17 protein-coding genes are annotated in these 23024 nt (G+C 44.2%); 2 read left to right on the forward strand and 15 right to left on the reverse strand.

Translation table 11 applies throughout. From position 1 onward, the window contains the following. Positions 1 to 20: 20 nt before the first annotated feature. On the forward strand, positions 21 to 467 hold the full coding sequence (locus HFM85_RS11695) for an RbsD/FucU family protein (protein ID WP_173738289.1): 447 nt from the start codon (positions 21 to 23) through the stop codon (positions 465 to 467). A gap of 116 nt (positions 468 to 583) precedes the next feature. Here HFM85_RS11695 and HFM85_RS11700 read toward each other — a convergent pair whose 3' ends face one another. From HFM85_RS11700 to glf, 3 genes are all read right to left on the reverse strand, one after another. After that, positions 584 to 3565 carry a C1 family peptidase gene (locus HFM85_RS11700; protein WP_173738290.1) on the reverse strand — a complete coding sequence of 994 codons (2982 nt, stop codon included), beginning with the start codon at positions 3563 to 3565 and terminating at the stop codon, positions 584 to 586. A gap of 51 nt (positions 3566 to 3616) precedes the next feature. Next, positions 3617 to 4210, reverse strand: coding sequence for a hypothetical protein (locus tag HFM85_RS11705; protein ID WP_173738291.1), 594 nt, complete (start codon positions 4208 to 4210; stop codon positions 3617 to 3619). Between the two features lie 127 nt (positions 4211 to 4337). After that, a complete protein-coding gene (glf, locus tag HFM85_RS11710) occupies positions 4338 to 5453 on the reverse strand; it encodes a UDP-galactopyranose mutase (RefSeq protein WP_173738292.1) in 1116 nt (371 codons plus the stop codon). Between the two features lie 165 nt (positions 5454 to 5618). Between glf and HFM85_RS11715 the strand changes: the two genes are divergently transcribed. Then, on the forward strand, positions 5619 to 6728 hold the full coding sequence (locus tag HFM85_RS11715; protein ID WP_173738293.1) for a tyrosine-type recombinase/integrase: 1110 nt from the start codon (positions 5619 to 5621) through the stop codon (positions 6726 to 6728). A 76-nt stretch (positions 6729 to 6804) separates the two neighbouring features. Here HFM85_RS11715 and galE read toward each other — a convergent pair whose 3' ends face one another. The 12 genes from galE to HFM85_RS11775 form a co-directional block, all read right to left on the reverse strand. Next, complete coding sequence (gene galE / locus HFM85_RS11720; protein WP_119238727.1) at positions 6805 to 7821, reverse strand: UDP-glucose 4-epimerase GalE; 1017 nt, start codon at positions 7819 to 7821, stop codon at positions 6805 to 6807. A gap of 124 nt (positions 7822 to 7945) precedes the next feature. Then, a complete protein-coding gene (locus tag HFM85_RS11725; RefSeq protein WP_173738294.1) occupies positions 7946 to 8869 on the reverse strand; it encodes a sugar phosphate nucleotidyltransferase in 924 nt (307 codons plus the stop codon). Positions 8870 to 8999: 130 nt separating this feature from the next. Then, positions 9000 to 10349 carry a sensor histidine kinase gene (locus tag HFM85_RS11730; protein WP_173738295.1) on the reverse strand — a complete coding sequence of 450 codons (1350 nt, stop codon included), beginning with the start codon at positions 10347 to 10349 and terminating at the stop codon, positions 9000 to 9002. Then, positions 10346 to 11020: a winged helix-turn-helix domain-containing protein gene (locus tag HFM85_RS11735; protein ID WP_119238724.1), complete on the reverse strand. Its 675-nt coding sequence runs from the start codon at positions 11018 to 11020 to the stop codon at positions 10346 to 10348. The genes HFM85_RS11730 and HFM85_RS11735 overlap by 4 nt, the downstream gene beginning before the upstream one ends. A 171-nt stretch (positions 11021 to 11191) precedes the next feature. Beyond that, the gene (locus HFM85_RS11740) at positions 11192 to 12985 is read right to left on the reverse strand and encodes a Na/Pi cotransporter family protein (protein ID WP_173738296.1); all 1794 of its coding nucleotides are present in this window, start codon (positions 12983 to 12985) and stop codon (positions 11192 to 11194) included. Between the two features lie 232 nt (positions 12986 to 13217). Then, positions 13218 to 13718: a transcription elongation factor GreA gene (gene greA, locus HFM85_RS11745; RefSeq protein WP_173738297.1), complete on the reverse strand. Its 501-nt coding sequence runs from the start codon at positions 13716 to 13718 to the stop codon at positions 13218 to 13220. 124 nt (positions 13719 to 13842) lie between these two features. Continuing rightward, complete coding sequence (locus tag HFM85_RS11750) at positions 13843 to 14376, reverse strand: CarD family transcriptional regulator (RefSeq protein WP_226843711.1); 534 nt, start codon at positions 14374 to 14376, stop codon at positions 13843 to 13845. Between the two features lie 304 nt (positions 14377 to 14680). Beyond that, on the reverse strand, positions 14681 to 17725 hold the full coding sequence (locus tag HFM85_RS11755; RefSeq protein ID WP_173738299.1) for a translation factor GTPase family protein: 3045 nt from the start codon (positions 17723 to 17725) through the stop codon (positions 14681 to 14683). Between the two features lie 160 nt (positions 17726 to 17885). Next, entirely contained in the window at positions 17886 to 18752 is an 867-nt protein-coding gene (locus HFM85_RS11760; protein WP_173738300.1) for a patatin-like phospholipase family protein, read from the reverse strand. A 123-nt stretch (positions 18753 to 18875) separates the two neighbouring features. Further along, on the reverse strand, positions 18876 to 20432 hold the full coding sequence (locus HFM85_RS11765) for an ABC-F family ATP-binding cassette domain-containing protein (protein WP_173738301.1): 1557 nt from the start codon (positions 20430 to 20432) through the stop codon (positions 18876 to 18878). A 237-nt stretch (positions 20433 to 20669) separates the two neighbouring features. Beyond that, entirely contained in the window at positions 20670 to 22055 is a 1386-nt protein-coding gene (locus tag HFM85_RS11770) for a sodium-dependent transporter (protein ID WP_173738302.1), read from the reverse strand. 338 nt (positions 22056 to 22393) lie between these two features. Continuing rightward, positions 22394 to 23023 carry a sugar O-acetyltransferase gene (locus HFM85_RS11775; RefSeq protein WP_243251497.1) on the reverse strand — a complete coding sequence of 210 codons (630 nt, stop codon included), beginning with the start codon at positions 23021 to 23023 and terminating at the stop codon, positions 22394 to 22396. Position 23024 lies beyond the last annotated feature (1 nt).

The following is a 23024-nucleotide window of genomic DNA, read 5'->3' on the forward strand; positions in this document are numbered from 1 at the left end:
ATCTTAGGAGGATATGAACTATGTTAAAAGGAATTCCAGAAATCTTATCACCAGAATTACTGAAAGTATTATGCGAGATGGGTCACAGTGACCGTCTTGTAATCGCAGACGGCAACTTTCCTGTAGAATCCATGGGAAAGAACGCTATCACCATCCGCTGCGACGGACACGGTGTTCCGGAGATCCTTGATGCGATCCTGAAGCTGTTCCCGCTTGATACTTATGTAGAGCATCCGGTAAACCTGATGGAAGTAATGCCTGGCGATGATGTTGAGACACCGATCTGGGATACATACAAAGAAATCGTGTCCAAACATGACGAGCGTGGCGAAAAAGCAATTGGAAATATCGAGCGTTTCGCATTCTATGATGAAGCTAAGACAGCTTACTGCATCATCTCCACAGGTGAGAAAGCTCTTTATGCAAATATAATGCTTCAGAAAGGTGTTGTTATCAACAACGACTGATCTTCTTACGTAACTGCCTGATATATACATACACATATTCAACCAAAAACTCCCGGTTTCATTGTCTGATAATTTTTATCAGGAATGAAACCGGGAGTTTTCTTTTTATATGGCACTCATCGCTTCGCAGATTTGGCTGCGTAGCTTCCGCACAGCACCTTGCCTGTGGATATTTTTACACCGGCACGCACTGCGTAATAATAAGTTGTTCCCTTTTTTGCTGTCTTATCCTCAAAAGAGGAAATTTTCCCTCCGGAAACTGTTCCGATCTTTTTCCAGGAGGTGTTCTTTGTCTTTCGGTAAATCTGATAGCAGTCTGCTTTCGCCTGTTTTTTCCAACAGATCCTGAGCCCGCAGGCAGTTCTGACAATTTTTGATATTTTCTGCTGTGAAGGATAGGAAAGAATCTCCTCTCCCGGAACATAGCTGCTGAAAACTTTTTTTCCATCAACAAGACAACACGCCCTGACTGCATATGTGTACGAAGTAATTCCCTGAATATCAAAATCATGATAGGTATTCCGGGTATTCTCTACCTCCTTTATACATTGAAAACTGCCACTTGCTGTTTTTCTATAGATCCTGTATCTGCCGGCTCCGGAAACTCTGTTCCAGGAAACTACATTGCATGGACCGCTTCTTGCTTCTGCCACTGCTGTAACTTTTCCCAGCTCTGCTTTTGCAGATACTTTGTCTGAAAGAGCTCCATATACGGTTGTCTTACCGCTGCATACATAGGCAGCCCGAACGCGGTATGTATAAGTTCTTCCTGTTTTTGCAGATGTATCCAGCCAGTTGTTTATATCAGATTTTACTGAAGTGAGCTTTGTTTCTTTTCCACCATTTTCAGAACGGTAGATGACATAGCGGTTGCAGCCTGGCACCGCTGACCAGGCGATCCTTATCCTGTTGTAGGCTCTGCCCGCTACTTTTATCCCTGTAGTTTTTTTCAGCTTCACGATGATCTTACAGGATGCCTTGATTCCTTTCGCACCATTTCCGTAACAGGATATCATTGCAGTTCCCGGATGTTTCGCTGTGATCACACCACTCTTGCTGACTGCCGCCACATTCGTATCAGAACTCACCCAGGTGATTCCCTGGGAAGTCATCTCTTTTCTTGTGGCAAATGCTTTCAGTGTCCGTTTCTCTCCTACATACAGGCACAGGGAAGAGGATGATAAGCTCATCCTTGCCGCACTGTCCAGAGTCTTTGTATGAACCTTGATACGTGGCGTGATAGCTGGCCCGAAATTTTTGGTATCCGACCATTTTTTACCGGAACTGCGATAAATATAACTCTGTCCAGACGGGATCGAAGCTGAAAAGCTGCACCATCCGTAATCCACACTGGCCTCCACATAATATTTCGCAGTTTTATTTGCCGCATTCGTCACCACAACAGAGTACAGACTGTTCTGGCTTATCAGCACCTCCGGAACCTTAAATGTCTGAATCCCCGCCATTGTCTGTTTACAGGAAACTGGTTTCGAATAAGCCGGCGTTCCGCTTGTAGGGTCACTGGCCTTCTTCAGATTGGTATATATCTGCACAGTAAATGAACTGTTTGCAGTCATGGACGCAAGCGTTACCTCGCCCAGAGTCTCTGCCTTTCCTTTGCCTGCAGTTGCCTTAAAAACGCTGGCAAGCTTTTCCCCTGAATACAGGCTGATCGAACCAAGACCAGAAGTTCCGTCATAAAAATAGTTATTGGAGTATTCCGGCTGATCCGTCGCCGTTGCTGCTACCAGCTCGCAGACAGATTTATCCCCATAAGACATATAAAAATAACCATCTTTTCCCCAGTCTGTTCCCCAACTGTTCTTGACGATCCATGCACCGTCAGAGGTTACTTTTGATGCAGACCTGAAATTTGCAGCCTTGTAATCATCATCCCAGCCAACAACTGTTACCACATGGTTCACACTCTTTGTTCGCGTCGGATAAGAATAAGCACCTGTACTGGCGTTATAGTATTTATTCTGGGCATTATACATAACAGTTACAGAATGGTTGGCTGTAAGAAGCTTCTTCATGGCAGAAACCGAATAATCCGAAAAACAAGCATTTTTCAGATATGCTGCTGCGTGATACTCGCTTGATCTTGACGGCAGAACCCCGGTTTTCTGGGTATGGGTAGCATCAGTAGCCAGCGGCACCTCATCTTCCGTAGTCATTCCAGACCATGTACTGAGAAACATTGATGCAAGAAGATCGTTTCCACCCTCATGATAATCAATATTTCCATAATCATCCGTTCCATAATGATGATTTACATCGCCGGCAGTATTTCCCAGAGGGTCATTGCTTCTGTTTGCAAAAAAGTACGCTAAATGTTCCTCAGACAGATCATATGTCCCAAGGCCCTGCGCCAGAAGTGAGGTTTCCAGAAGAGACGCCATGCCGAATGCCCAGCACATTCCATACGGATCCTGGTCTTTAACTGGAGTTACATATCCCTGCTCTGCTGCATTATAGTAAGAAGGATAAGCAACAGCCCTTCCCATCGGAATCTCATCTGTATCATTGCCGATCTCCACAGCTGTAGAATAAGATGTCAGTGTATCAAAAGGAGCCAGCTGCTCCTTCTCTTCCTCCTCTGTCAGGGGCCGCCCCTTGATATAATCTATTCCATCGTCAGTGATATCTGCTTCACTGTTTCCGTCACCGAACAGTTCGTTTTGAGAATCTGCCAGGTTCTCAGTATTTATTGTTTCCCCAGTATTCTCTCTTTCATCCTCTGCTTTATCTTCTTCGGAAATCTGTGAGAGTGTTTCTGTATCTGAACTGTCTGTATCTGAAATGTCTGCACCCAAACCATCTGTATCCGAAATATCTTCTGATGTCCCGAAAATCTCTGAAGTATTATCTCCTGTTTCACTTATATTTTCAGACGATGAGCTGCTCCCGGATATACTATCTCCGGATATATCATCTATATTTCCAGCCTGACACTGCACATCATCTTCCTGTCCGTTTTCACTGACAGCCAACGTATCACTGAAATCTGCAGCTGCCACTGAAATCTGACATCCAGCAACTGCTGCACTTATAAATAATGGAAGTAATTTTTTTCTGATCAGCTGTAATCGCTTCACATATAAGCCTCCTGTTTCTCTTATGTATCTGAACTGTTTTCTGGTATCTTATCAATGTTTTCTCAAATGATACCCTAAAATTCCAAGCACTGCAAGTACTGTCGCAGCTCCGATCCAGACAAAAGGATTCCCGTACCAGGTTCTGTCCTCTTTAAAGGACTTTGCTGTTATACCATTTACAGGCTTTGAATCTGTAGGTTCTGCTTCCTCTTCTGTGGTTTCTTTTATTGTGGAGTCTGAGGATGCAGCTGAAGTTTCCGTAGCATCTTTCTCTGAGATAGAATCTGTGCCATTTCCCACTTCGGATGCTTTCAGTTCATTTTCTGTAGACGGCCTCAGTTCATCCAACGGCACATAACCATGTGTGCCGTTATATTCTGCATATCCCCAGGTCTCCCCATTCTTCTCAGTCTCACCTTCAATATGCAAAACCGTTCCATCTTCCACCGTTTTATTATTAATTTTTTCACTTTTATCACTGGTTTCAGGATAGATATCCACTCCGATTCCTCCCGAATCCACAGTCATATAATAATCCGTGCTCTCCTGCGGCAATTCTCTCTTAACAGATTTATCCGCGTAAACAGATGTACTCATGGACAGCATCAGCAGTCCGGCCAGCAATATCCTTGTTCCTTTCCTCATTCTGTCTTTCTCCCCTTCCAGTTTCCGGCGAAATCTCCCTATAGACAAAATCCCCCTATATTTCCTTACACGATCTGAAATATAAGAGGATTTTATCATTTGTTATGTCTTTTGGATCTGTTAATAATTAAGCAAGTTCTTTCTCGCACATATCCAGTGCTGATGCGATAACTGCATCCATGTCGTAATACTTATACTCGCCAAGACGGCCGCCGAAGATCACTTTATTCTCTTTCTCAGCAAGTTCCCTGTACTGTGCATAAAGCTGTCCATTCTTCTCATCATTAACCGGGTAATACGGCTCATCACCAGGCTTCCACTCTGAGCTGTACTCACGGCTGATCACAGTTTTCGGCAGATCATTGCCGTCCTCATCTTTACCAAACTCAAACCACTTGTGCTCGATGATACGTGTCCACGGTGTCTCCACATCTGTGTAATTCACAGCTGCATTACCCTGGAAATTCGGTTTATCAAGAGTCTCATTCTCAAAACGTACAGAACGATACTCCAGTGTACCAAGCTTATAATCAAAGTATGCATCAATGGCACCTGTATAGATAACTTTATCTGCCATTACATCATACTCAGCCTTCTTCGCAAGATAATCCTCATTAAGGCGTACCTCGATGCCATCCAGAAGATTGGCAACCATCTTCGTATAACCGCCAACCGGGATTCCCTGATAAAGTGCATTGAAATAATTGTTATCAAAAGTCAAACGAACCGGAAGTCTCTTGATAATAAAGGAAGGAAGCTCTGTGCACGGACGTCCCCACTGCTTCTCTGTATATCCCTTGATCAGTTTCTCATAGATATCTGTACCAACAAGGCTGATAGCCTGCTCTTCAAGGTTCTTCGGCTCTGTGATACCAGCATCCTTACGCTGCTCCTCGATCTTCGCAGCAGCCTCCTCCGGTGTTACAACACCCCACATCTTATTAAATGTGTACATATTGAACGGAAGGCTGTACAGCTCCCCATGATAATTGGCAACCGGGCTGTTTGTAAAACGGTTGAACTCAGCAAACTGTGTAATATAACTCCATACTTTCTTATTATTTGTGTGGAAAATATGTGCACCATACTTATGAACGTTGATTCCTTCAACCTTCTCTGTATATACATTTCCAGCAATGTTCGGGCGTTTATCGATTACAAGAACAGACTTGCCCGCCTTCTTCGCCTCATGAGCAAAGACAGCGCCGTACAAACCGGCACCTACGATAAGATAATCGTACATTTCGTTTTTTCTCCTTATTACTTGATGATGCTATTCTAACACCTGTACTGCATATCTGGCAAGTGTTCTGCAAATTTTGAGTAAATATTCTATGTTTTTCAACTATTCGTGGTCACAAAAGTGGTCAGACTTTTGCTATAATAGTGCGAAAAGGAGACTACGATTATGCCGAGAAAAGGGGAAAATATCAGAAAAAGAAAAGACGGAAGATGGGAGGCACGATACGAGAAATGCCGTGATAAAAACGGACGTATTCAATATGGATATCTGTATGGACATACATATGATGCTGTCAAAAAGAAAAAAATTGCTGTTTTATGCCAAAATAATCCTCAAAAGTTATCCGGAAATCGATATATATTCCACACTCTCAGCCAGGAATGGCTGCTTTCCATCCGTTACACAGTAAAAGTCAGCACATATGCCTGCTACGAAACTCTGATAGAAACGCATATTATTCCTGAATTTGGAAATGTTCCGGTAAAGTATATTTCATCTGGTTCCATATATGCTTTTTCTGAAAAAATGAAACAGGAAGGACTTTCTCCACGTACGATCAAAAATCTCCTGATCCTGTTCCACAGTATTCTTCGATATGGCGAAAAACTGGGATATCTTAGTATGTCACAGCTTGAATTTCGATATCCCAAAATAGCAGACAGATCTTTTAATCTTATTTCTCAGGAAAATCTGGCAAAACTGATTTCTGTTCTCTCAACAGATACATCCGCATTTTCCATGGGCATTCTGTTATGTATCTATACAGGAATCCGCGTTGGCGAACTCAGCGGAATCCGATGGTCAGATATTGATTTCAATAAAAAAATTCTTCATATAAGGCGCACGATCTCACGAGTAAAAAACCTTGACTACACAGGTGAGTCTGATGAAACCCCGAAAACAATTTTAATGATAGGTTCTCCTAAATCCACCTCATCTCTCAGGGATATTCCAATCCCTGATTTTTTATTGGCCAAACTGGAGCCGATCGCGTCCATGCCAGATGCATATTTGCTTACAGGTTCCAGTACAAAATGCATGGAGCCAAGAAGTATACAGCGAAAATTTCAACGTCTTCTGGAACAATGCGAGATTCCCAATATCAATATCCATTCTCTGAGGCATGCTTTTGCAACAAGGTGCACAGAGATGGGATTTGACAGCAAAACTTTGTCTGAAATCCTGGGACATTCTTCCGTTAAGATCACCATGGATATCTATGTCCACAGCAGCATGAAACAAAAGCAGAAATATATGGAAAAATTATATTATTAACAGTCAGAATTCTGGTTACAAAAAGCAGGCACCTCCTCAGAGCTGCCTGCTTTTTTTCATCTCTCTATGTAATTAATTATTCCTCATATCCATTCGGGTTCTGGCTCTGCCATTTCCAGGAATCTGCACACATTTCGCGAATTCCGTTCTCTGCTTTCCAGCCGAGTTCTTTCTCTGCCTTAGTTGCATCGGAGTAGCAGGTTGCGATGTCACCTGGGCGGCGTGGTTTGATCACGTATGGGATCTTAACACCTGTAGCTGCCTCGAAGTTCTTAACGATGTCAAGAACACTGTAGCCTTTACCTGTTCCCAGGTTGTAGATGCTTAAGCCGGAGTTATCCTCAAGTTTCCTGAGAGCTTTTACATGTCCTTTGGCAAGGTCTACTACGTGGATGTAGTCACGGACACCTGTTCCGTCCGGTGTGTCGTAGTCATTTCCGAACACGCCAAGCTCTTTCAGCTTTCCTACTGCAACCTGTGTGATATACGGCATCAGGTTGTTCGGGATTCCGTTCGGGTTCTCACCGATCGTTCCGCTCTTATGAGCACCAATCGGATTGAAGTAACGAAGAAGTACTACGTTCCATTCCGGATCTGCTTTCTGGATATCTGTCAGGATCTGCTCCAGCATGGATTTTGTCCAGCCGTATGGATTAGTGCACTGTCCCTTCGGGCACTCCTCTGTGATCGGGATCATAGCCGGATCGCCGTATACAGTTGCTGAGGAAGAGAAAATAATATTCTTTACATTATGTTTTCTCATCACGTCCACAAGTGTCAGGGTTCCTGCGATATTGTTCTCGTAGTACTCCCATGGCTTGGCAACAGATTCACCTACTGCTTTCAGTCCTGCAAAATGAATACAGGAATCGATCTTCTCGCTGTCAAAAACCTTATTCATTGCTTCACGATCCAGAATGTCTGCCTTATAAAATTTCACCGGCTTACCTGTGATCTTGGATACTCTGTCAAGAGCCTTCTCACTGGAATTAGCCAAATTGTCAACTACTACAACATCATATCCTGCGTTCTGCAGCTCTACAACTGTATGACTTCCAATGTATCCTGCTCCACCTGTTACTAAAATTGCCATAGTTTTTCTCCTCCTCAGATTAGGTTTATAGAGTTCGTGTTTATTTTAACACTGCTGCCTGTTTTCCACAATAGCAGAAAACCAGGTTTCGTACATGACTTCCTCTCAGATCTGTGAAAATCACTTAGTCCCACAGTCCCTGAGGATAAAGGCCCTGATCCTTCAGGCTCTGAATCGCAGCCACAACTACCGGCTTATCCTCTTTATAAGTTACGCCGTACCATTTATCCTGTGTGGTAAGCACTTTTACTGTAGCTTTCTTTTCTTTAAGAAGTTCATCTACTACAAACGGAAGGAAGTACTCGCACTTCAGCGGATTGACCGGAATGTTTTTCTCAAGGAATACAGGAAATCGCGCTTCCAGCTCTTTCATGAATCCGCCGGTGAAGCCCCACATATTCATGGATACCGGTGCGTCAACAGGAAGTGCTGTCCATGTTTTTCCATCGTCCTCTGTGTAAGCTGCTCCGCCGTCACGTTTTTCAATGTGAGTTCTCTCATTGATATCTGCAAGATATCCGTTCTCGTCTGTCTCGCAGACACCGCGGGATACATAACCATTATCTGTCAGTGTGTTCTCCAGACGGTATCCAACCATCATATACTGAGCCGGAGCACTATCTTCTTCTGCCTGGATCAGGAAATCATACGCCATTTTAAATGCGTGAGTTCCGTAATAATCATCTGCATTAATTACAACAAACGGTCCGCCTATCTCATTCAGGCAGCTTAATACTGCGTGTCCTGTTCCCCATGGCTTCACACGTCCTTCCGGAACTTTGAATCCCTCCGGAATGTTATTCAGATCCTGATGCACATAAACGATCTCCACCTTATCGCTTAAACGATCACCAATGGCATCACGGAAATCCTGCTCATTTCCTTTCTTTATAATAAAGATAACTTTCTTAAAGCCTGCGCGTACAGCGTCATAAATGGAAAAATCCATGATAATATGGCCTTCCTGATCTACCGGGTCGATCTGCTTAAGACCACCGTATCGGCTTCCCATTCCTGCTGCCATTACTACCAGAACCGGCTCTTTCATAATCTTATTCCTCCTGTTATTCTCCGGGTATCTCCCGATCTGCATTCATAAAGCCGGTCAGATCCTCATCCAACCGGCTTTACGAACCTTATGCTTTATTATACTACAATTCATCACGGAATCCTATCCGTTATTTTCCCACTTTCTCCGGAAAAACAATCTCCATTCTCGTTCCCTGTCCCTGCTCGCTTTCCACATGGATCTGCGCATGATGAAGCGTCGCACCATGTTTTACTATGGACAGACCAAGTCCTGTTCCGCCAGTCTGTCTGGAATGGCTCTTATCTACTCTGTAAAAACGCTCAAAGATCCTGCCCTGTTCACTCTTCGGGATTCCGATCCCGTCATCCACAACACAGTAGAACGGATGTCCTTTACGGTTTCCTACCATAATGCGAACATGTCCATCATTTTCTGTGTAGCGCACTGCATTATCTGCAATATTGAAAAACATCTCATAAAGAACGTGTCGCACGCCCTGGATCTTCTCAGAATTTCCGGCCAGCTCCAGGGAGATATTTTTCTTTTCTGCCGGATGCTTCAGATTGCTTTCCACATCCTCTGCCAGTTCATAAAGATCCACTTCTTCAAAAGGAACCTCGCTGTTGCTCTCATCCAGTCTGGAAAGCTGGATGATATCTGCCACAAGATTGGATAACCGCACTGCCTCATGATAGATTCTTCCGGAAAATTCCTGTACATGTTCCGAAGGAACCATTCCATTCATCATGAGTTCTGCATAGCCGGAAATGGACATCAGCGGTGTTTTCAGCTCATGGGAAACATTTGCGGAAAATTCCTTCCGGATCTGTTCTGCCTCTTTCAGTTCTTTTACCTGCTGCCTGATCTGGCGATTCTGTTCATCCACCCGCACAAGAAGCGGCCTCAGTTCTTCATAGCACACATTGTTCAGCGGATGTTCCAGGTCCAGATCATTGATAGGTCTGATAAGATCCTTTGTCTGCCTCTGTGCAAAAATAAACTCCAGGACCAGTACAAGAAGCATCAAAATCCCCAGAACAAGCAGGCTTGATATCCAGGTGGAATATACGGAATCTATGGTTTTTCCTACACGAAGCACGTTTCCGTCATTCAGTTTTACCGCATAATAAAAAGTCTTTTTTGCAAAAGTCTCCGAGTAGCGGATACTTTCACTTTGTCCTTCTTTTTCTGCCTGGATAAATTCCGGACGATTACTGTGATTCTCCAGTTTCTCCGGTGACGCTTCAGAATCAAAGAGAACAGTTCCGTCTTTTCCTATGAGCGTCACACGGCTTGTAGATACTGTTCCCAGTTTTTTCGTAAGAAAAGCTTCTCCGTACTCTTCCATCCCAAAACAGATATACCTGGTTTCCTCTCTCACTCCACGCTGCATATAAGTGTTGAATTTACTGTATGTCACCACGCTTGCAGCCAGAAATGTTACAAGGACAGCCAGAACGATCATTACACTTGTATGATTCAGGATCTTTTTTTTCATAGATGATCTCCTATCCTGTAGCCGACTCCGCGCACAGTTTCAATAAGGTTTCCCGCTTCACCCAGCTTCTGGCGAAGGGTACGTACGTGGACATCTACAGTCCTTGTTTCCCCGTCAAAATCATATCCCCATACATGGCAGAGGATCTGATTTCTTGACATGACAAGACCTTTGTTTTCCAGAAGATACTCAAGAAGTTCAAATTCTTTTCTGGTGAGTTCCTTCTCCTCCCCCTGGTAGCTGACCTCGTGGCGGGACACATTTACACGCAGCCCCTTGCAGTGAAGCTCTCTTTCCTCGCTCTGTCTTGCACAGCGGCGCAAAACAGCCTTAACTCTGGCCACGAATTCCATCATTCCAAATGGTTTTGTAATATAATCGTCAGCTCCGCCCTCCAGACCTTTTACCTTGTCAAATTCCGCTTCCTTCGCTGTTACCATGATCACCGGGATATCCCTTGTCCTGGTATCACTTTTCAATCGTTTCAAAATATTATATCCATCCTCGCCCGGGAGCATGATATCCAAAAGAATCAGCTCCGGCAGGCTCTTTCTCATAGCCGCATCAAGTTCTGCCCCGGTCTCAAATCCTTCTGCCTCAAACCCGGTTGTCTCCAGTGTATAAACAAGAAGCTCTCTGATATTGCGCTCATCTTCCACACAGTAGATCATTTACCAACACCTCTCTGTTCGTTTTCATTTTCCGGAGCAGAAGATACTCATCTGCCCGATATTTGTTGAATTTTTGTTTTCAGTATAACGATTTTCTTTTTACTGCACAAGCCCTGGTATCTGCGTCATCGCGGATAACCAGGGCATATGCTCATTTTTACTTATTTATTTTTAAGCCTGCGCAGTCTCTGCCTCAACAGTTAACGGAGGCAGCTGGTACTGTCCGCGGATTGCTTCCAGTTCATGGTAGAAGCTTGCATCTGTACTGTGCTTGATCTGTTTCAGATGCTGATGTGTATCAAACAGATCTGCATGTACCTGAGTTACACAGACACCAATGTTGGAACAATGGTCAGCCACCCTCTCCAGGCTGGTAGTCACATCTGAAAGGATGAATCCCATCTCAATGGTACACTCTCCGGCACGAAGTCTCTGAACATGTCTGTATTTCAGTTCTTTGCTCAGCTCATCGATCACCTCTTCCAGCGGTTCAATCTCACGTGCAAGCTGTACATCCTGATTCTCATAGACCTTATATGCAATGTCCACGATATCCTCTACAGCATGTTCCATGACACGAAGCTCCTCGAGGGCTTTTTCTGAGAATTTAAGGCCTTTCTCATGAAGCTCCTGGGCGGATTCCATAATATTCACGCCGTGATCGGAAATTCTCTCGAAATCTCCGATACAGTGGAGCATGATGGAAATACTGTGGCTGTCATGAACTGACAGATCCTTCTGGTTCAGCTTTACAAGATAAGTTCCAAGTTCATCCTCGTAGCGGTCTACTTTTTTCTCTGATTCCTCTACCTCCTTCTTTCCTTCTGCACTGAAATGCTTCAGAAGATCAAGAGCTGTAAATAATGTTTTATGGGAATCCTCTGCCATTTTTTTTGCTGCATTTCTGCTCTGCTCAACAGCAAAAGCCGGCTTCTCCAGAAAACGGCTTTCCAGGATCATGAAATCCGGATCTGCTGCTTCCTCCTCCTTTTTGTCTCTGATCGTAAGACAGGCAAGTTTCTCCAGTGCTTTTCCAAACGGAAGCAGTACCAGTGTTGCACTTACATTGAATGCACTGTGCAGAATTGCGATTCCTGCCGGTGTTGCAGCCTGTGACATGAACGAGAAATGTACAGCTGCATTGACGGTATAGAACACTGCCATAAAAAGAATCGTTCCAATCAGGTTAAAGTACAGATGAATCATTGCCGCACGCTTCGCATTTGTGTTAGCTCCGATGGCTGAAAGAATCGCCGTGATACAGGTACCGATATTCTGTCCCATAATAATAGGGAGTGCTGCACTGAACGGTACCATTCCTGTAAGACAAAGTGCCTGCAGGATACCGACGGATGCGGATGATGACTGAATGATCGCTGTAAGCACTGCACCGGCAACAACACCAAGCAGCGGGTTGGAAAATTTCACAAGCATTCCTGTGAATTCCGGTACATCTGCCAACGGCTCTACTGCTCCGCTCATGGCACTCATTCCATACATCAGGATTGCAAATCCTACAAAAATCGTTCCTACGTCTTTCTTCTTCTGGCTCTTTGTAAACATGATCAGGACCACACCGATCAGAGCCAGCACCGGTGAAAATGATGTCGGTTTAAAAAGACGGATGATAAAGTTATCGCTCTGGATTCCGGTAAGGCTTAAGATCCAGGAGGTAACTGTTGTTCCGATGTTCGCTCCCATAATGATTCCCACTACCTGGGAAAGTTTCATGAGTCCTGAATTTACAAAACCAACTACCATAACCGTTGTTGCAGATGATGACTGGATCACTGCAGTTACGCCCATTCCCAGAAGAACGGCTCTGATCGGACTGGATGTAAGGGTTTCAAGAATACGCTCAAGTTTTCCTCCTGCTACTTTCGCAAGCCCGTCTCCCATTAAGTTCATTCCATAAAGGAAAATGGCAAGGCCTCCAAGCAATGCCAGTACGCTGAAAAAGTCCATGATTCTCTCCTTCACTTTCTCTTTTTTGATATGTTTGATTTCCTATTTCTCATTTCGACGTTTTTCATGATAACTGTCCTTTGTAAAGTTTTCCCCACCTGAATGTAAAATCTGTGTAAAAAAATAAAACAGTTGATCCTGTCCGGGAGATATTACCCTTATAAAGATCAACTGTCTTATTATATTTTTCGTTATTTTCATTTCTGATCATATATCCCACAAATCACATGTATCAGAATCCACGGATTTCCTCATCCTCGGATCCTGTCTTATCAATCGATCTGATCACAAGATAATAGCTGTAATCATCGTTGACCTTTACCTCAACACGGTCGCCAACTCTGTGTCCTCTTAAAGCTTTGCCGATAGGGGATTCAATACTGATGCGGTTCTCCATGGAATTTCCCCTGATGGAAGTGACAAGCTTATACTTTTCTACCTCATTGTCCTCCTCAAAAAGTACCTCTACGATATCATCCATTCCTACTTCATCAGCCCTGGAATTATCGGATACAATGCTCGCTGTTTTCAGCATTCTCTCCAGATAACGGATACGGCTCTCGTTCTGGTTCTTATGTTTCTTGGCTGCATAATATTCGAAGTTCTCACTTAAGTCTCCCTGGGCACGCGCTTCCTTGACAGCCTCAATGGCTTCCTTTCGTACGACCAGCTTGCGGTGTTCGATCTCCTGCTCTATTTTTTCAACATCCTTGCGGGTAAGCTGTTCTCTCATAATTCACGGCATCTCCTTTTCTGTACTTTATTCCGTCACCTTCTCTGATATCCACACAGATATATCCCGGTGCCGGAGTACTATTTATTTACCAGAGATACCTTAGCAGATACACTCTGCTTTGTCAAACAGCGCAGGCTTGTTCTGTTTCTTCTCTCTGTTGTTTTATACGCTGTTTAATATAGTCTGCCATATGATCTTTGGGAATATCCAGTAACATGGAAAATTCAGAATAGAGGTGATCCTCTGCCATTTTCAGATACCGTTCATCTGTAGCGGTTGTTTTTTTGCCATGGGATAATCTGGTCTGTTTACGAATATAGATCGTCTTGATGATCCGGAGCAGATCTCTGCATTCACAGGTTCGGATACATTTCTTGTAGCTGTCTTCCCGGAATTTCTCGTTCTCAATACTCAGTGTTTCTATCAAAGGGATCTCATTGATCAGCTTCTCTGCCTCTTCCTTCGTGATAATTCCACGAAGCACCTGCTTGCCGCCTTCCACCGGTGTAAAGATCTTCCCTTCTGTCTCCCCTCCCGGCCTTAACACATAATAAAGTCTCTCACCGGAGGCACCGTCCATCTTCATTGTGGTAACTCCTGTCACCTTGCAGATTCCGGTACGGCCATACACAACATATTCGCCTGTTTCAAACATTTTTCCACATCCTTTCATATTTTTTGCTTTTATTTCCGTGGCGTCTATTGTGCTCTAATGAAAACTCCCTGTCAGGCATAAGATCCGGACAAGGAGTTTCTCACTGAGGATTCTATCCTTATTTTACTACTTTTCCCATTTATTTGCAAAAGAATTCAAAAAGTTTTTTTATTTTTGTGAAATATGCTCATAACAGTGTGCATATGTGTTTTGTGCAGTTTTTACAGCGTCTTTGATAGATTTTTCCGAAAATATAAAAACTGCACACCTTTCTCGAAGATGTGCAGTCTGTGAACGATAAATATTATATTTCTTCTTTTTTCTTTCTTCCCAGCCGGATATCCTCCATATGAGATCTCAGTTCCGGTGTCATGTTGTCAAACAGATAGTTCTTTGTGTTATCCCTGCGCTCGTTCCAGTCTTCACGAAGCTGCTTTTTCGCAGACTCGATTTCTTCTTTAAATCCCCGGGCCGAGATCCTGGCTGCGCCCTGGCCCATGATGATGATCTGTTCCAGGCCGTCAGAGGTTGCTACTGTTACATTATGTTTCCGTCCGATTTTATGGACAGTGCGCTCAATATACTGGTCCGCTGTCTCTGCTTCTTTTGTGTAGACAACGTGAATGTTGTGATACCGGAACGTTTCCTCCGGATGCCCTTCCACACGGTAGGCATCAAATACCAGAATTAAAATACAGCCCTTGATTCCCTGATAATCGCTTAATATATCCATTAACTTGGACTGTGCCGCATGAAAGTCTGCCTGTGCAAGGTCTCTTAAGTCCTCCCATGCAAAAATAATATTGCATCCGTCTACCAGCAGATAGTCGTCTCTGTGGATCGCCGGACTGCTGTTTTTCCAGGCACCGTGGCCGGACTTTTCCGGAAGTCCGATACCTGATGAACCTGCAGGGGATCCTGCACTGCTGCCTGCATAATCAGAAAAGCTGCTGCTTTCCAGATTTCCGAAGCTTCGGCTGTTATTATTATATTTCTTCGATTTCACAGGGCCGAAAGTTTTCTCAAAGATCGCTTTCAGCTCTTTTTCTTCCTCATAGCTGCCGTACATGGAAGTGTATTTTCCACGGGATTTATTTCCAATCCCAGAAATCGTACTGTCAGAACCTCTGCCTTGTCCTGCTGATGCACTTCTTGCACCATTTCCGACTCCCTCTTCTGAATCATCATATACATCATCCCATTCCTGGATCTCTGTGCCTTCCAGGTGCATATACTCCTCCACCTCATACCATGGAACCACAAAGCCAGCTCCATGAGCACAGAATACGGAACCTGTAGGATTATCCAGATCCCTCTCGGAATCATAGCCGATCTCTTCTGCGATAGTTTCCTGATCCTGGCATGGTTCATAGCCTTTTAAAGTGCAGGTAAGGCGTCCGCGGCCTCTTGTGTAGGAGATTACCTGACTCTGATAGTCGCGCATTTTTGCCACAGACGCACTTCCTGTAATCACAGCCATCTCACCCTCTGTCTCCGGTCCCTGGAAGCTTCCCTGCATACGCTGGATATCCGTCATGGCTTTTCCCACATTCTCTGCCGGAAGCTCCAGCCGGAAGCTGTAGTATGGCTCCAGCAGTACAGTCTGCGCTTTTTTAAGTCCCTGTCGGACTGCACGGTAAGTAGCCTGACGGAAATCTCCGCCTTCTGTATGCTTCTGATGAGCACGGCCTGTAAGAAGCGTGATCTGCATATCTGTGATCGGAGAACCGGTGAGAACACCCAGATGCTCTTTTTCTTCCAGATGGGTCAGGATCAGACGTTGCCAGTTGCGGTCAAGCTGATCTTCACTTGCAGCTGTAAAAAACTGAAGTCCGCTTCCCCGTTCTCCTGGTTCCAGAAGAAGATGTACCTCTGCATAATGCCGCAGCGGCTCAAAATGTCCCACCCCTTCCACAGGTGCAGCGATGGTTTCTTTATATACAATATTTCCTGTTCCAAACTCCACAGCCACATGAAAACGATCCCAGATCAGATGCTTCAGGATCTCGATCTGAACTTCGCCCATGAGCATGGCGTGGATCTCTCCCAGCTGTTTATCCCACATGATATGAAGCTGCGGTTCTTCCTCCTCCAGTTCTTTCAGGCTTTTCAGCATCTTGTGGGCATCACAGCCTTCCGGAAGGATGATATGATAATTCAGAACAGGTTCCAGAACCGGCATGCTGGATTCCGCTTCTGCCCCAAGTCCCTCGCCCGGATAAGTCCGGGTAAGTCCGGTAACAGCACAGACTGTTCCTGCCTCTGCTTCTTTTATCATATCAAACTTTGCACCGGAATATATCCTGATCTGATCAATCTTTTCCTCCCACCTCTCATCTTCCGGAATTCCTTTACCTCCGGCATTGGTAAGCGTTTCTTTTACTTTCAAGCTTCCACCTGTGATCTTCATATAAGTAAGTCGGTTGCCCTGATCGTCTCTTGCGATTTTGAAAACCTTTGCTCCAAATTTATCCGGATAAACCGGTGTTTCCATATAGCTTTCCATTCCGTGGATAAATGCATCCACACCCTCCATTTTCAGGGCAGAACCGAAGAAGCATGGAAAAAGCTTTCTCTCCAGGATCAGCTTCGCTGCGTCTTTCTTCCGGATAGTACCGGTTTCCAGAAATGTTTCCAGCAGTTCTTCATCACACATGGCGATATTCTCCAGAAATTCATCGGTTCCGTTGATCTCGTCAGAATCGTTCTTCTCTTCGGACATATGAGCTTTTTCTGCCCCACTGGCATCATCTTTCAGCTGCGTTCCTTCAGCTACCGGAGATTCCCCGGAGTTATCAACCGGCGCTTCTTTTTTCCCGGCTTCTTCTGCACCGGAGCATTCCAGTTCTCCACTGAAATCCACACAGTTTCCGCTTAATTTCTTCTTTAATTCTTCAAGAAGTGCCTCCCTGTCTGTTCCTTCCTGGTCCATCTTGTTTACAAAGAGAAATGTGGGGATCTTATACTGTGTCAGCAGTCTCCACAGAGTCTGCGTATGTCCCTGCACGCCGTCCGCTCCGTTGATCACCAGGATCGCATAATCCAGCACCTGCAGCGTACGCTCCATCTCTGCGGAAAAATCCACATGTCCCGGTGTATCCAGAAGAGTCACTTCCATATCTCCCATGGAAAAAACTGCCTGCTTGGAAAAAATCGTAATTCCTCGTTCCCGCTCCAGCTCATAGGTATCCAGATAAGCGTCTTTGTGATCCACACGCCCGATCCTGCGGATACGTCCGCATTTAAAAAGCAGGCCTTCCGATAAAGTCGTCTTTCCTGCATCTACGTGGGCCAGCACACCCAGACTGATATGTTTCTTTTGTTTTATGTTCTGAGGTTTTTCCCCCATGAAAATACCCCTTTCCTGTCTTATAGTGATATCTACTATCATAACATAGAAAGGGGTATAAGTCGAATCCTGTTTCCTGTATCTGACGATACTTTACTCCACTGCCTGGTATTCCGCCTGCCTGAAACACGGAAAAATTTATCCCGGCCTCGGTTCCATATCAGTGCAGGTATGCTCTCAGCTGTTCCAGATCTTTCTCCATATCACTTCTTCCCATCTGGTAGATCCGCTCCAGATTGTCTGCATCCCTCTCGATCATGGCTGCTTTGACAGGCTGGCTTGGGCGGATGATATGGACACGGCCTGCTTTTTCCAGAGAGCCTAGTTTCTCCAGAGTTTCATTATAATGAATATGGCGTTTCTCCAGATCTTCTAGTAACGCCGGATATTTATGTAAGACAGCTTTCAGAAACATCATCATCCTGGGGTTGGCTGTTTTCCGGTAATTGATGTCTCTTGTAAGTACCACTATGTTCTTCTCATAGCCCTGTTTCAGCATCCATTCAACCGGAATCGGATCAGACACACCTCCATCCAGCAGCTGCTTTCCCCCAAGTTTTACAGGGCGGGAAACAACCGGAATAGACGCTGAGGCACGCATCCACTCAATATCCTCCACATCTCCGTTGGGACACTGGTGATATACCGGTTTTCCTGTGTTGATATCCGTACATACCACCGTAAATTTCATAGGATTATCCTTATAAGTTCCCCTGTCAAAAATATCCAGTTTCCATGGAAGTTCGTTGTATCCGAACTCCTTGCTGTAGATATCACCTGTTGTGATCCAGTTGCGGATACTTGCAAGCCGCTTGTCCTTACAGTATTTTTTATTGTAACGACGAACTCTTCCGATCTGTTCTGACTTGTAATTGCAGCCAAAAACAGCTCCTGCCGATACGCCTACTGCACTGTCTGCGTAAATATCATTCTCCATCAGCACATCGATCACTCCGGCTGTATAAAGACCGCGCATCCCGCCGCCTTCCATCACAATGCCGAATTTTTTCAGTTGTGTTTCTTCCATTTATTCATCCTCTGTATTTCTGTCCGGCAGACTCTGCTGCCCTTATGCTGTCATCTTTTATGTCTCATTTATTGTACTTTTCGAATTATATCTGTCTTTTCTGCCATATATCTATATCCATTATCAGAATATCTTGGTTGTCCACTTGCTCATATCCCAGACTTCATTTACCACATCCTGATAAAATTCCGGCTCGTGGCAGATAAGAAGAATACTTCCACGATACTCCCGGAGAGCTTTTTTCAGCTCGTCTTTTGCATCTACATCCAGATGATTGGTAGGCTCATCCAAAAGAAGAATGTTGGTGTCACGGTTCACCAGCTTGCAGAGACGCACCTTTGCCTGCTCACCACCGCTTAAAACCCGTACCTGGCTCTCAATATGCTTGGTCGTCAGGCCGCATTTTGCCAGTGCGGAACGTACTTCATACTGGGAAAATGACGGAAATTCCTGCCAGAGTTCTTCGATGCAGGTAGTTCGATTCTCACCCTTAACTTCCTGCTCAAAATATCCAATCTCAAGATTCTCGCCCTGTTCCACATTTCCGGAAATCGGCTTGATCAGTCCGAGAAGACTTCGAAGAAGTGTAGTCTTACCAATACCGTTAGTTCCTACCAGAGCACTCTTCTGGCCGCGTTCCATTGTAAAATTCAGCGGTTTGGAGAGTGGTTCATCATATCCGATCACAAGGTCATGTGTCTCAAAAAGCATTTTTCCCGGTGTGCGTCCGTAACGGAAATTAAACTCCGGCTTCGGCTTCTCTGCTGCCAGCTCGATCACATCCATTTTATCCAGTTTCTTCTGACGTGACATGGCCATGTTTCTTGTGGAAACACGTGCCTTGTTTCTGGCTACAAAATCTTTCAGCTCACTGATTTCCTGCTGCTGTTTACGATAGGCAGCCTCCAGCTGAGCTTTTTTTACTGCGTAAACTTCCTGGAAGTGGTCGTAATCTCCTACATATCGGTTCAGTTCCTGGTTCTCCATGTGGTAGATAATATTGACTACTGAATTCAGGAACGGAATATCATGGGAGATCAGGATAAAAGCATTCTCATAATCCAGGAGATATCTTTTCAGCCATGCAATATGTTCTTCATCCAGATAGTTTGTGGGCTCGTCCAGAAGAAGGATATCCGGTTTCTCCAGAAGAAGTTTCGCAAGAAGTACCTTGGTTCTCTGGCCACCACTTAAGTCCGTAACATCACGGTCCAGGCCCAGGTCAAGAAGTCCCAGTGCTCTGGCAACCTCCTCCACTTTCGCATCAATGGCATAAAAATCATGAAGCGTCAGTTCATCCTGGATAGTTCCAAGCTCTTCCATCAGAGAATCCATCTCATCAGGATCTGCTGTTCCCAGTTTGTCGCAGATCTCGTTCATGCGCTCTTCTTTTTTCAGAAGAGGATCAAAGGCAGATTTCAGCACCTGCCCGATGGTCATACCTTTTTCCAGGACTGCATGCTGATCCAGATAGCCTGCGTGGACATTTTTTGCCCATTCTACCTTACCTTCATCCGGCATCAGTTTTCCGGTTACAATACTCATAAATGTGGACTTTCCCTCACCGTTGGCACCGACAAGTCCGATATGTTCTCCCTTTAGGAGCCGGAAAGATACATCCTCAAAAATCGCTCTGTCTCCAAATCCGTGAGTGAGATGTTCAACGTTTAAAATACTCATCTGTTATATTCCTTTATCGTAATTTTATTGTGATATTTAGTCTGCGTTCAATGTATTATACTTGATACCAACCCATGATGTAAAGCCAAATCTGCCACCTGTTTTAGCATGAAAATAGGTATGACTATATTTCCATTGCTGTTGTTTCAGCAGCGTAAACTATGGAAAAGATCAGATGAGAATGATTTCATTCAGTATTCATTCCCTCCTGATCTTTTTCTATCTCTTAATATTTTTTTACATACTGATAATTCCCAGCACATTGGCAATAGAGCTTAACAGTACAATGATCAGACAAACAGGTGCCAGATATCTGATAAAAAACTTATACAGTCCTTTTCTGCGGAATCTGGATGACTGCTCGATCTCTGCTGCGATCCTGTCATATCCAACAACACGTGTCACCAGGAAGCAGGTTGCAAGTGCTGCCAGCGGCATCATCACGGAGTTTGTCATAAAGTCAAAGAAATCCAGGAAATTCATTCCGAAGATCTTCAGAAAATCCAGAATTCCGTATCCCATAGAGGATGCACTTCCGAATACAAGCATGATCACAGCCATAATGATACAGCATTTTGCCCTGCCCCAGTGAAGTTCATCCATAAAAGTGGATACGCTGGTTTCCATAAGAGATACCGCACTGGTCAGTGCAGCCAGAAGAACAAGAAGGAAAAACAGGATTCCTGCTCCAGTTCCAACGCCCATGGTTGCAAAAATCTTCGGCAATGTAATAAACATCAGGGATGGACCCGCCTGCAGTGTCTCAGGATTTCCGCCGGAAAAAGCAAATACTGCCGGAATGATCATCAGGCCTGCAAGGATCGCAATACCCGTATCAAAGATCTCTACTTGGGTGGTTGCCTGCTCCACATCCATCTTTTTATTCATATAAGAACCATATGTGTACAGGATTCCCATAGCAATAGACAGAGAATAGAACATCTGTCCCATGGCTGCAACTACTGTCATCCAGGAAAAATTTTCAAAATTTGGAATCAGGAAATATTTCACACCGGTCATTGCCCCCGGACGTGTGATAGAATATACTGCCACGATCACTGCCAGAACCACCAGAAGCGGCATCATGATCTTGGACATACGTTCCACACCGTTTCTGACTCCTCCAAGAATGATTGCAAACACCAGAACAGCAAATACAATAAACCATATCTCTACCTGCCAGGAATCCGCAATAAAGCTTCCAAAGTAACCTTCTTCAGAAACCTTCTGAACATTCCCTCTGAAATATTCCACCAGATATTTAATGACCCATCCGCCGATGGTACTGTAATACGGCACGATCAGCATAGGGATTACTGCATTCAGCCAGCCGCCAATCTTAAACGGTGCACTCTTTCCAAAATGTTCAAACGCTCCTACCGGACTCTTTCTCGTCATTCGTCCAAGTGCTGTCTCGGACATGATCAGAACATATCCAAATGACACTGTCAGAAGAATATAAACCAGCAGGAACATTCCTCCTCCATATTTCGCTGCCAGGTACGGAAAACGCCAGATGTTTCCCAAACCAACAGCTGATCCGGCCACTGCCAGCACATAACCGATCTTCCCTGAAAAACGTCCCCGCTGATGGCTGTGACCGGATTTTTTTGCTTCTCTCATCCGTTAATCCTCCTTAAATTTCATGTGTAAAAAACCTCCCACAGGTTTATGCCTATGAGAGGTCTGCATGATGATATAGTATCAAAAAAATATAAAAATGTCAAAAAAAGAGTATACTTTTTTTCCTTTTTTTTCGATAATCCTGATACAACCCGGGAGTTTGACAGTTGAATAATTAAAAATCATCTTCATGTATTTATAAAAAACTTGGGAAATACAATGCTCTTCTGGAACAGTTCGATGGCGATGAAGACAAGTTGATGGCATGGACAAAAAAACAGACGGCTAAAGAAACGGGACTTTATTATCCGGCTGCAATCCGTTCTCTCATGATCATATTATTTTTCCGCCTGTGCACATATCATATCCCATGCTTCATCATCAATTTCTTCATTGTGAAACAATTTTCTCCTGTCCTCATCTGTTATTTTTCTAATCACACGACATGGATTTCCGGCTGCAATGGACCAATCCGGAATGTCTTTTGTTACAACACTTCCTGCACCAATTACCACATTGTCTCCAATATGTACTCCAGGACACACTACTGTATTTCCTCCCAACCATACATTATCCCCGATGGTAACCTCTTTTCCGTATTCAAAAGCAGAATTGCGCGTATCTGGATAAATTGGATGTCCTGCTGTATAAATAGATACATTGGGTGCCATCTGACAGTTATCACCGATTTTTACCTTTGCCACATCTATAATTGTACAGTTATAATTTGCAAAGAAATTTTTACCTACTTCTATATGCGAACCATAATCGCAGTAAAAAGGTGGGTTAATCCATGCACCTTCCGATTTTCCCAAAAGTTCTTTTACTATTTCTGCAATCCCATCAAAATCCGACCGATCTGCAAAATTAAGTTTTTGCAGGATTTTTCTACCTATCCTCTGTTCTTCCATAACCGCTTCATCTGAAATGTAAGCAAGCTGCATATCTCTTCTTTTTTTCATATTCATA

The sequence above is a fragment of the Blautia schinkii genome, assembly GCF_013304825.1.
Lineage (GTDB): Bacteria > Bacillota > Clostridia > Lachnospirales > Lachnospiraceae > Blautia_A > Blautia_A schinkii_B.